General features: G+C 49.2%; 8 protein-coding genes and 2 pseudogenes. 2 read left to right on the forward strand and 8 right to left on the reverse strand.

The genetic code is table 11. The features are described 5' to 3' along the window. Nucleotides 1–77 precede the first annotated feature (77 nt). A pseudogene (locus PG887_RS20605) lies at nt 78–239 on the forward strand (IS481 family transposase); the annotation flags it as partial. Between the two features lie 50 nt (nt 240–289). Here PG887_RS20605 and PG887_RS20610 read toward each other — a convergent pair. The 3 genes and pseudogenes from PG887_RS20610 to PG887_RS20620 all read right to left on the reverse strand — a co-directional run. Beyond that, nucleotides 290–442, reverse strand: a pseudogene (locus PG887_RS20610) (IS5/IS1182 family transposase); the annotation flags it as partial. 445 nt (nt 443–887) lie between these two features. Then, on the reverse strand, nt 888–2804 hold the full coding sequence (locus PG887_RS20615) for a tetratricopeptide repeat protein (RefSeq protein ID WP_270822790.1): 1917 nt from the start codon (nt 2802–2804) through the stop codon (nt 888–890). Further along, on the reverse strand, nt 2801–5638 hold the full coding sequence (locus PG887_RS20620; protein ID WP_270822791.1) for an ATP-dependent DNA helicase: 2838 nt from the start codon (nt 5636–5638) through the stop codon (nt 2801–2803). Before PG887_RS20620 ends, PG887_RS20615 begins: the two co-directional genes overlap by 4 nt. 394 nt (nt 5639–6032) lie before the next feature. Between PG887_RS20620 and PG887_RS20625 the strand changes: the two genes are divergently transcribed. Next, entirely contained in the window at nt 6033–6476 is a 444-nt protein-coding gene (locus PG887_RS20625) for an antitoxin Xre/MbcA/ParS toxin-binding domain-containing protein (RefSeq protein ID WP_080630556.1), read from the forward strand. A gap of 216 nt (nt 6477–6692) precedes the next feature. Here the strand turns inward: PG887_RS20625 and PG887_RS20630 are convergent, their stop codons facing one another. The 5 genes from PG887_RS20630 to PG887_RS20650 all read right to left on the reverse strand — a co-directional run bounded on the left by PG887_RS20630 (nt 6693) and on the right by PG887_RS20650 (nt 11497). After that, nucleotides 6693–6992, reverse strand: coding sequence for a hypothetical protein (locus PG887_RS20630; RefSeq protein WP_270822792.1), 300 nt, complete (start codon nt 6990–6992; stop codon nt 6693–6695). 60 nt (nt 6993–7052) lie between these two features. Then, entirely contained in the window at nt 7053–8369 is a 1317-nt protein-coding gene (locus PG887_RS20635) for a TnsD family Tn7-like transposition protein (RefSeq protein ID WP_270822793.1), read from the reverse strand. Between the two features lie 311 nt (nt 8370–8680). Beyond that, nucleotides 8681–9640 carry a TniQ family protein gene (locus tag PG887_RS20640; protein ID WP_245155524.1) on the reverse strand — a complete coding sequence of 320 codons (960 nt, stop codon included), beginning with the start codon at nt 9638–9640 and terminating at the stop codon, nt 8681–8683. Further along, nucleotides 9637–11076 (reverse strand): AAA family ATPase, encoded by a 1440-nt coding sequence (locus tag PG887_RS20645; protein ID WP_270822797.1) that lies wholly within the window; start codon nt 11074–11076, stop codon nt 9637–9639. The genes PG887_RS20640 and PG887_RS20645 overlap by 4 nt, the downstream gene beginning before the upstream one ends. A gap of 4 nt (nt 11077–11080) precedes the next feature. Further along, nucleotides 11081–11497, reverse strand: a complete 417-nt coding sequence (locus PG887_RS20650; RefSeq protein WP_270822798.1) for a hypothetical protein — start codon at nt 11495–11497, stop codon at nt 11081–11083. Between the last annotated feature and the right edge of the window lie 50 nt (nt 11498–11547).

Consider the following 11547-nt stretch of genomic DNA (forward strand, 5'->3'; position numbering starts at 1 on the left):
GGGTGACGTGAGCGCGTTAAGGATCAGGGTGTTCACGTTGGCCGGAATGGCTGTTCAACTTCGCCGGAATACGCAATGAGTCGGTAGAACAGATGCAGACAGACCTGGATAGCTACCTGGAACACTACAACACCCAGCGGCCACATCAAGGCAGGATGATGGAGGGACAGACGCCTTACAGCATGTTCAAGAAGGGTCTGAAATTGATACCGAAGGAAGTGCGCAGTAAAGTAGCGTAAACAAGACACCGGTTTGAGGCCGGTGTCAGGTGATAACTAGATCTGTACATGCCGTTGTCAGCTTTCGGGTAGACCGGTTCAATGACACTGAGCATTCTGGCCCATGGGAGCAAAGCGTCCATGCGGGCTAGGAATGTCTCTTTGCGGGTTTTGCGGCGTTTACCATTGAACTTGCTATCCGCGGAAGTAAACTGTTGGACCATGCTGAACCTCATCCCTGATACCAAGTGAGACTGATAGTCTCACACCAGAGTCTTGTTCGCACCTTCCCCAACACGGCTGAAAGATCAAAATGCGATCATTTTTATAATTTAATGACTCTCAGTCCACGGAATAATAAAAAGGCCCTGCTGTTGCAGGGCCTTTGAGTTTCCAACTTGAATGGTCGGTTTCCAACTTCAATGTCACGGTTTCCAACTTAAATGGCCGTGATCACTGCGTGATCACGACCATTTAAGTTGGAAACTCTCTGGTCAAAAAATTCAATATCTTAGCGATTCCCAATATGACAATTAAGTTGGAAACTTGAAAGAGATTCTCCATCCGCTCCACAAACAAACAGGACATTGAAGTTGGAAACCGAAACCCGCCACATCTTAATATGACGTAATCATTGGCACGCCTATTCGTTCCACATCGAGCCTTACCCTAGGACTCCATCGGGAAAGCCTGCGCAATAGAAACGGCTTTCCATCCCCAAGTACCGCGTTTTTTGTTGAAATTGAGAACTGCCGTACCGGATATCATCAAGCCATCTTTTATGTTGTGCTCCACAACCAGTGGAGGAGCAATAAATATGTCATTTTCCGTAAATCCCATTCCGTTGGACACGCGAACTTTATCGCTAAACTGCTTCTTGATGTGTTCGCTTGGTTGTTTGCTTGTGGGAGTAGCTTGGCAAACTCGATATTTAGGCCCGTCTTTTGATATGTACCTAGACAACCTGAGAGCAATCGAATCCCCTTCAGAGAACGACTCAGTCAAATCATTAAGAGGAACAAGTCCGTCAATAATACGATCAACAATAAAATGAAGAACCCCTCTATCGCGATTCACGTGATCAACAACGCCAATTATCTCGTGGAACACATCCCACCTCGTTTTGGACGCCCTACTGTCGAGAAGGAAAATCTTGAAGCGCTGGTTGTCGTCGATCTCGCCTTTGACCCTTATCGCGTCGCCAAGGATGAATTTTTTTCCTCCGAGTTTTGACTCGGGAATGCTCTCCTCCGAAGGGAATGTGGATGTTTCAAGGAATATCTTTCGCTTCTGTATCGACTTACCATCTTTGCCGAGAACGGTAAATTTTTCACCCACGTTTGCATTGACCCATGGCAAGTCACTCCACAATAGGGCTTCGGCAACCGGGGAACGGGACTTATAGAAATCATGGTTGGACGAGGCTGCCTGTGTTTCAGCAAACCAGGGCCGGGAGGCGATTTCCGCTACCACTTCGGGGATTTTATGCCCCTCGCTCTCCTTCACACGCATGAGGGTCTCAATTTCAAGCTTAGCTGCGGCCAAATCGCTACCTTCCAACATGTATTGAGCGACACTAATCCTTATTTTTCCTGTGAACTTATCCTCGGCACGGCAGGACAATGCTTTGCAATAACAGCCGATGGCTGCATTCCGATCCATCGGAGAAATGATGTCACCCAACAAACCCCAAGCCCAGTAGTCGTTCGGTTTGGCCTTGGCGACGGCGAGACCGAAAGCCAAAGCTTCGGCATGCATACCGATGGAGATAAGCACCTTTGCCTTGTCCAATTTGAGCCAGATGTTGTCTGGAAAGCGCTCGATCGCCGCATTGATGTAAGGGAGGACGTATTCTTGCTCTCGCTCGTTTTCGGAGGCAGCGGCTTCCTTTCCCGCTTGCTGGAGTACCCTCTCAGCCAGGGACGGATACTCCTTTCCGTCTTCCGAGCGATATCGCTCGAAATCCTCAGGACGCAGATATTCCAGATTCCACAGACGAGAGAAAACGAGCATACTCAATTTGTCTTGACCCGCCAGTTTTGAGGCGAGTTGGAGAAAGCAAGCGTGCAGGAGTGAAGGCTTTTCAACATCCAGTTTGAGATAGTCGTTCAGGTTGCGTTTGATCGTTCCGATATTGACGTTCTCGGCAGCAATCAGCGCCTTGGAGTGTTTGAACAACTCCCAGCCGAACCCCGTTTGTGTTTCCCTGTCTGCCTGGCATTGAGCCAGAGCCTTTCGGTATGCGGCGACTGCTTCCGCATGTCTGCCCGCCTTGCTAAGAGCTTTGGCTTGACTGATTTCCCGCCCACAGGGGCTGCACAAAGCTAGGGCACTACGAATTCCCTTCGTGAGAACCTCGTCAGATGGGTCAACTCTAATACTCTCCAGTTGGCTACGATAATGGGGCAGGTTATCAAGCATCCCATTGCTGGCATCACGTTTGATAATGTCTATTAAGCACCAACAATAAGCTTTCTTATCCCAGTAATCACGATCAAGTGATCCCATGAGCTCCAATGCCATGCGATATGCCTCATCAACATCCCCCTGCTTGCGTTTTGCGTAAACGTCGGTGCGTGTAATCATCCTCGCATACCCTCTGTAAGCATCTGGCCAATTACTCTGACCAATGAGCTAGGTGTGCAGGCAGTTATCACGGGCTGACATTTAGTAAATTGATCTCTACCATTGTACCAAACGTCGTAAACGGCGACAGATCCGTCCCTGACAAAGTGATAGCGCAGAAACCATTGCTGCTCTACGACATTCTGAACCGTTATTCCGCTCGCGCTGCACAGCCCGATGACCTTCTGGTGGAAGTCATTCAGGAACTGTTTGGAAAAACTCGCTTCCGCAATTGCTGAACCACTTTCAGGAAAAATCAGCCTGCCTTTGAGAGGGGAAAGTAGGGATGCAACCTCGACGCCCAAGTCGTTTAAGTTCCGTTCGATAACATCGGTAATCTTATGCTTGCCGTTGTAGGTTATATCTACGCGGGCGGACTCCGCTTCACGATTGAAGTGGTAGGCCTCTTGGTATTGGTTATGAGAAATATTTACTATAACGATGCCCTTTTCATCGATAAGTTTATGAACCTCCGTCAGTATCGAGAGTAGAAACTTGGCGTTGCAGGGAATGCCGAAAGTTTCATACTTCTCCGTAGCGGATGCACCCATTGATGAGGGCGGTGAAGAAACAGAGGCTGAAGGGCAGACTTCTAGAGCTCCTGCGGCATCGAATAGACCCCGTACAGGGTTTGAGACAATTTTAATGCCGCTCCACGGTTGTAGATTAGGCGGGTCAAGCAAATAGAGTTTTTGGGCAGTACGCGTTATCGAGGTGTAGAGCCATCGGAAATAGTCGGCCGTCAGTTGGCTTTGATGGCTCTTGCATTTCACGAACACGTTGTTCCATTCGCTGCCTTGGGCTTTGTGGCAGGTAATTGCGTAGCCGAATTTTAGCCTAAGAGCATTGAAATACGGGTCTGTTTTCAATGCTTGCTTGAACTCCACGCTTTTTCTTTTCAACTGAGGGTTTCGGATGCAGAAATCGAGATAAAGAGCCTTGTTCTGATCAGAAGATAATGCAGACTCCTTGCTGTAAAGCAGATCCTCTATGATTTTGGCTTGAAAAAAGTGCGCGACGCCATCGAAGTCTTTGAAGCCGATAATCACGTCTTTGAAAAGCAGCGAGACGGGGATTTCCTCAAGCATCCCTGAATCTTGGATTTTCCTTTTTAGTTTAATAGTGCGTTTCTCTGTGACCGTGCCCACCTGCCGAACCAAGCCGAAATCGCCATTCGAAATGAATATCCCGTATGCGTTGCTATTGGAGACAGCCATCACCTTATCTCCCGGTACAACTTCCGGGTGGCCAGGGAAAAAATGCTCACGAATCAGGCGATTGTAGTCACCGACTTCGGAGTTAGAGTGAGCAATAAGTATCGATTCTCCGTTTATCTTGTTCCCGCAGGATTCGAGATATCGCCCCATCAAATCCTGGTGTTCGACCTTCTGAACGTCGGGGTAACTGAAATCAACTACCAGTTGGTTGAAAGACTTGGCACGCAATGTGCTTCTAAGGGGAACTGCGTTCGCCATTACGCCGCTTTCCGATTTCTGTCGGACAACCTCAGATAACTCGAACTCAGTCGAGCGCACGTGATGTTCGCGGTATAGGTAGTCAGCATCTAATGCGGGGGAAAAATTCATCCCGACCGGTGGCAGTTGCGCATCATCACCGATGAAAATTACCTTCTTGCAGTGATCATTGTGATCCAAATTTACGAACTTTAGGAAGTCAGCAAGCAGATATCCCGTTCCGAATCGGAAAAACTCGCCCTCTTGATAGATATCCGAAATCATGGAGGCTTCATCCACGATGTAAACTGTGTCGGAAGAGAGGCAGTTAACATTCAGTCTGGCGTAAAATTTGTAGGTTTCGGTACCGTCGGTATCGTCGTCGCAATACTCAGCTATATCATCGAACGAGTAGATGGTCTTGTGAATCGTGTATGCGGGTGATTTAGTCTTGCTTGCGATCACCTTGGAAGCCTTGCCTGTTGGCGCAGCCAGAACATAATTGCGCCCAATGGCACGAAAATATTCTGTCAGCCCCTTAGTGATAAAGGTCTTGCCGGTTCCCGCATAGCCTTTGAGGAGAAAAACGCTTTCTATTCTGCCATCTAGGAATCGTTCAAGTTGGCTGACGAGTTTCGCCTGACCGCCGGTCAGGTCATATCCCGCGAAAACGTCGTAAATACTTATCAACCTGCGCGTGTTGGAAGGGCTGAAGTCAATTGCCCTTGAGGCATTGGTGGAAGCATGCTTGAAGCTGACAAGCGCTGCTTCGTCGAGAGCTTGGCTGAGGTTAGCGATCTCTGCTTGCGCAGCTTTCTCAGAAGCCTCCAAGCGGCTCAATTCCTCCTTAGCAGCGGCATGCATTTCTGCCTTTGTGTCGGTGTCGGGGACAGCAACGCCTTCCGAGGCCTTGGCCGGTGGGATGTAAGCCGGATACGGTTCGAGAACATCACCGCTGTAGGTTTTGTAGAACCACAATGCGAGAAGGTATGCCTCTTCAATCAGTGACAAGGAAGTCTGAGCATCTATCGAGCAGCCATGAGCGGCTTTGTTGCCGAGGATACGCAAGGCGTGAAGTTTCTGACATACGGATTCACCAACTGCGTCTTGGAAATAGGGAGATTTGAGTTTTTCGAAAAAACCGTCAGTTAACTCACTGGGCAGCCTCAGTTCTCTGTATATGATACCAACCAGTACTTCCGCGAAGCAGCGAAGCTTTACTGCAACTGTGTGTGGATCCGTGTGCGCATATTGCTCAGCGAAAGCAGCATGCTGATATAGCTGTGGCCAACAGGCTTTTAACGGCTCAAAATTACTGGGATTCATTTGGATTTTTTTCATAAGGCAACAATTCAAGTACAGTTCGCCAGCGTAACCTAAAACATGTAGTTAATGCTGGGTGTATGTCACAACCACTATATCTTGCGAGTATTTAGCTGACCACTAGACAGACCCCGCGAATGACCCTGCATAGATTGGATGCTAGTTATATGGTCCTAGTGACTCGTAGCTTGTAGTCATTAAGTGCCTGATGCAAACACCTGCGTTGAAGATCGCGGGGGCCAATCGACACAAAAAATATAAGAGACTGATTCAAAAGGATTTAATATGTTTATCGTTCTTGTGGTCAACCGCTCACGAATACCCCAAACTAGATGATGACCCAATGAACTCCTGAGTGATGATTCGCATTGGGCTGCCATCAACAACCCCCAGACGGAGGCGCAGACTAATCATGACTCATGTAGAGCAATCTCCCCCAACCAGCAATCTATCTGTTCTGGAGTCGCTCGGTCTACCACGTAACTGGCTAGCCGCCCATCAGCACATAGTGTCTGGTGTATCTCCTGAGATCGTCGTCAAACTGAGCAAGCTATTGGGGTCTAATACCCGAACAATTTGCCAGATGATTGGTATTAGCCGAGACACACTGAATCGCCAAATCAAACGGGGCAATCGCTTATCGACAGCTCAGGGAGATCGCGTTTACTGGGCAGCCTTAGCAGTGGACGCAGCCATATCCCTACACCGGGGAGATACTGCTAAAACGATGAGATGGCTCACCCGCTCTGCGTGGGGATTAGGTGGTGAAAAACCGGCCGATGTGATTACTACGCCTATGGGAGCGCAGGCAGTTATCGATCTTGTCGGCCGGATTAGGCATGGCATCCCCTGTTGATTAACAGTTCATACGTGACCATAAAGCATCAACAATAGGCTCATTTGGTGAGCCGATCACCCCGACCAATCGGCTCATTTTATGAGCCGATCACCTCGACCAATCGGCTCACTTGATGAGCCGATCACCTCGATCAACCGACTCACTTGATGAGCCGATGACCTCGACCAATCGACTCACTTGATGAGCCGATCAACACAACCACTCAAATCGTCGTTAGATAAGCTCTCGATTGCCTTCAATTTTCCCAAATTGATCAGGGTCTGCGGGTTGATAATCATCCGAAAACATTTTCATCAACCGATGCTCCTGTCTCAGGTTGGCCAGCGCCCCAAAAAAGCAGCCTTCACATAGGTGTACCTGATATCGTTCACCATCGTGCTGCGAACCATAACCCCAGCAAGCCTCCAGCGTGCCGAATTCCTGCGTACCGAGCGATTTAGTAGTACTAGCACCACAGACATCGCACAAAATATCGACGACCTGTGTGGTAGGAACGATTGCTTCGACCTTCATGGCAATACTCCTCGTTGTGATGCCTGATATCAGAACCTGTATAGGTATCGACGGCGAGCATCAGGGCATAGGATGTTGAGCGGCATAGGCCGCAACCAGCCGCACAGCCAATGCGTAACTGAGCGGTAGACGTGTTTTGTATTTCCTCAGGCAGTCTGGCCTATCGACTGCCCGTTCCAATGCAGATAGAGAGCTTGCCTGCTCGGCCAGCAGCCCCAGTTGCTCAGCCAGTTTCCTATCCCGTTCTTCCCAGTCCACACTGGGATGGTGAACTGCTCGCTTGGCGGCAGGTAACTGTTGATACAACCAGGCACGATCATGTTTATAGAGCCAGGTGAAAGCCGTTCTGCACACCTGCTCGACACAGCCTCGACTAGCATCAGCATGTTTTGCCAAATATGCAGCCACCGTTACACGGTGCTCACGGAGACGGTTAACCCTTCTCAAATGCCGTCGCCAGTCAGACAGCCCTTGGTGGCTCTGAATAATGGCTTCGACCGTCCCAACAGAAACGCCATGACTGTGCGCGATCTGCTGCCGTGATCCCCCCATGAACGCCTGACGCCATATTCCCCGCTCAACTTCAGGTGTAATGCGCTTGGCACGGTGATCAACCGGTTGATTGTGTCTCAGGGCGAGTTGTTTGATATAGCCGATGCTGTATCCGGTCTGGCAGGCAATCTGTCGCATGGGAACCCGATTAACCAACAATGTCAGTATTGCTGTTTCTGATAGCTGTCCGTCGCTAGGCATAGTGGATTGTATCTGCACCGTAGGTGGGCTACTGATAGAAAAAAATTCCGCTGGGCTACGGCTTACAAACGCCATCAGCATCATATGCTTTAGGTAGTGGTGATTGCGGTTGCCGTGCACCAGCCCCGAGACGTATCGATAGTTGGCCAGCCCCGGTGGCACTGTTGGCGTTATATCGGCAAACAACCCCTGCCAGAACTCCGTCATGGCCTGCAACAGGAGCTGGCTACGCAGATGGCCTCTGGTCGTCAGATAGCCCTGTTGCCCGAGCCATCGCTGGTACAGCTCCGCTAGCGACTCCGTTGGCGACTGGATGCACAGATACCGATGCATAACGGTGATATATGTAGAAAGATTGATTTCCTGTTCAGATGGACGCGATGGTTCACAGGGTATCTCGGGATCCGGTAGCAGAAGTCGCCGATCAATACCTCCAGCACTGGCCGCCAGGGTTTGCAATCGTAGCTCATGCTTGGCACAGGCCGTGACCCCATACAACTGGTGTACCGTATGCCAATACCCACACCCGAACTCCTTTTCATCTTCAAGAAGACAGGCCGGACACCATTTCAGGCAAGCGCCACCGACCCTCAGTTTGCTGGCGGCTTGTCCTGACAGGGCCATTATTCCACTCCCCTCACCCAGCATGGCTGGCAGCTAGGGCGTGGACTTGGTGGTTATTGTTCAGCGTCAGGGCGAACAATGGGAAACCCGTGCCATGGTGCAGCAGGTATTGTGGATCCACTCCCGCAGCCTGAGCTGTTGCCTCAATATGCCCAGGTAATAAGGGGTGCAGACGAATGGCAGGATGATGGAACAATTGGTCACAGAAGCGGTTTCGGTCGCAATAAGCCGACTGCACAAAATACTGGCAGACCCAGCTATAGACCGACTCGCCAGTAATGTAGGTGGGGATCACCGAGCCCAACACGGGATTAGCCCCCAGACCCGAGGAGCCCCATCAAATCAACGCCTGCATTCTGCAATATAAGCAGGTGAATAAGAGGGTGCAACGGATCTTCCGTAGCCTGTGCATGATAACCCCGTACATTGCGCAGTTGTGGGGGCATACGTAAGCCTCTACCTATTGTATCTGTATTTCTGAAATATAAAGCCAGCGCTTGGGGATCGCAGTTAACATCCATATCTTTAAACCACGCACTGACTGACTTCATGATCTTGTGTGTGGGCGCAGCATTTGCCGGTATTCTCATCGCATCTTTCACAAACCCGGTCAGCAATGACAATGTGAGAGAGCTAGCCGACTGAGCCAAGCTATGCGATACCAGCTCGATCTCCCGCATCAGTTCGGTAAAATGGCCATCGTACCCGGCCATCCAGTGACCGCAGTTTGAACACTTGTTATCATAGGGGGGAATGGGTTGTTTCAATAACACAGTGGCCTCAAAACCGCAGTCAGTACAGCGGCCTGATAGCCCCCGTTGATGTCGATGACAATGGAACACCCCTGGCAACTGATGATCCCGGTGGTAATAGGGCATGCCATGGGTCTCATAATCTTCAACTAGGCAATCTGAACACCATCGCCAATATCGGTGCTGCACAATGTACAGACCAGTAACCCTTAACTGGAGCGGAGCTTGACCCGCGAATGCCAACGCCAGCATCCTCTGCTCAAGCGGGGTCAGAAACGGTGCCAGATAATGACCATAGCCATGTGTTTGCCAAATTTGTGATGTACCATGTGCTCGAAAAGTAGCAGTCAAGGCGATATCATTGGCATGACATAAACGGTGGGGGATGGTTGGTGGACGACTCAGGCCGAACGCTTTGGCCGTGGCTGTTAAGGTCCCGTGGGTGCTCAACACATGCATCCGGCCAACCACCGCTCCCAGATGTTCCCCCGGTAGTAACTCCAATCGATGCAGGATCATTTTTGTTTCCATATATTCAAATGATACCCGACCTGGCCTAGTAATAATTCCGGCGATAACTGCTCTAATATTTTTTGCTGTTTTACCTCTATATTTTGCGATTTATTGCTGAGCTTAACATCGCCTTGGAAAAGATTTTTTCTTGACTGTGGTTGCGCCTGTTGAGTGATTTCATGACCACTCGCTACCGACTCCAACCTCAACATCGGCTCGAAGTCCTCAAATTTGTAATAGTCTCCCTTGCGCAATGCCGTCAGCGCCGGCTTGAGTATCATAAACTCTCGATTAAAGCAGTGATCCAGTGCGGCTAGCGAGAGATCTTGATCGGCAGGCTTCAAGAGGCTTAGATACGATAGTGTGGCCCTCACTAAGCTGGTTGCAATAGCCGGAATACCTGCGGATAAGTGGTGAATGTGCTGCCGCAGTACATCTTCTTGGGTTGTTTGATTTTTTAGTAATTGTGTCTGGCATATCAGACGGATAAAACGCTGCCAAAATGAGCTGTTAAGATCACAACTCACCAATTGTATGAATCCATTTTTGGTTGCTCGACGAGTGAGCGTCAATTCACTCTCAAACAATTTCATCATGGCTAGCGTTCCGACAAACATCAGCGGAACACCAACACGATTGAACAATTCCTCCAAAAATTTCATGGTAGTTTTTTCGTTACTGCTGATCACTTCACTCTTGGCCGATTTGGCCAAATTTTGTGCCTCATCGAGGATCAGCAAGCCAACTCCGTGGCCGATAAACGCCTTTTGTACTATAGAAATCAACTCATTGACCGATCTAGATCGGTGACCATGACTATAATTCTCGCCAGTTACTGCATCGAGCGATTCCAACAGGTTAAGCAACAACGCCTTCTGGCCACGGCGCTCATGCACCTCAATATACAAATACGTCACTTGTGTTCTGTTAATCACAAATTCATTGCCATGATGATCGTGATATGTTCCATGTTCTATAGTTTGCTCAAACTGCTTGCAGATCTGCTTGATCATGGTTGACTTTCCACGACCGCTCAACCCCAGCAGTAACAGGCTATATTGAACCGACAACTCTAGTTTCAATACATGTGACGCCTTCCACGGCTCAGCCCTATCACGGTCAATTGCCACCAATATTCGGCGAATATCTGCACCGACAGGATTACGCCGAACATATCCGGCTTCAATCATCCGTCGCATCTCGTCATATAAGCGATATGCCTCATCTGGAGAGGTATAAACTTCCGCAAGTTGGTCGATGGCTGTGCGAATGAAATATGAATGCAGCGATTCATTAACCCCACTCAGATCCAGATCGCAATGAAAAGGAATTTCGCTGTTGTGATAAAACTGCGTCTGCGAGAGCGGCAGCCCCAACCCCTCGATATATGGATTGCCACGATAGTGGACATTGGGATGTGTAAAGTATTTCGGTGCAGCCACGTGATTACTCCTTAAAGCTGAATGTTGTCGGATCACTGAGGTTTTGCGTTGTTGCCAACCTGTCTTTAATATGAGGTTTCTTGGGGTTTTTGGCAGCAGACAAATCATTAACGATACCAATCATTTCTTGGTAATGTTGTAATTCCCCTACAATACGCTTCTTGGTCTTCATGCCAGGTTGCATACCTTTGGCGATGGATTTTTTTAACCTACGATTATCCTGACGAATCAAGTCATCGCACTCGCGCAGATCCATTTCTAATTCTACACGCGCATTAAATTTCGTTTCATCCTGTGCTGCCAATTGATGCTTTACGAGCTCCAAGCGGAGCATAACATTTGCCCATATCTGATTGCGATATGCCTCACTGCGATCCGTCAGCTCTAATTGATACGCGAATTCAACTCCGAAGTGCAACACCCGCCAAATCAAGCAACCTGTCGTAGTTCATCAAACACGATCTGCGGTTG

The sequence above is a fragment of the Aeromonas sp. QDB14 genome (assembly GCF_027707845.1).
Classification (GTDB): domain Bacteria; phylum Pseudomonadota; class Gammaproteobacteria; order Enterobacterales; family Aeromonadaceae; genus Aeromonas; species Aeromonas caviae.

Bases quoted from the DNA above. Each gene is read 5' to 3' on its own strand.
- PG887_RS20615 (WP_270822790.1), bottom strand. From the start codon at position 2,804: ATGATTACACGCACCGACGTTTACGCAAAACGCAAGCAGGGGGATGTT.
- PG887_RS20620 (WP_270822791.1), bottom strand. From the start codon at position 5,638: ATGAAAAAAATCCAAATGAATCCCAGTAATTTTGAGCCGTTAAAAGCC.
- PG887_RS20625 (WP_080630556.1), top strand. From the start codon at position 6,033: ATGACTCATGTAGAGCAATCTCCCCCAACCAGCAATCTATCTGTTCTG.
- PG887_RS20630 (WP_270822792.1), bottom strand. From the start codon at position 6,992: ATGAAGGTCGAAGCAATCGTTCCTACCACACAGGTCGTCGATATTTTG.
- PG887_RS20635 (WP_270822793.1), bottom strand. From the start codon at position 8,369: ATGGCCCTGTCAGGACAAGCCGCCAGCAAACTGAGGGTCGGTGGCGCT.
- PG887_RS20640 (WP_245155524.1), bottom strand. From the start codon at position 9,640: ATGATCCTGCATCGATTGGAGTTACTACCGGGGGAACATCTGGGAGCG.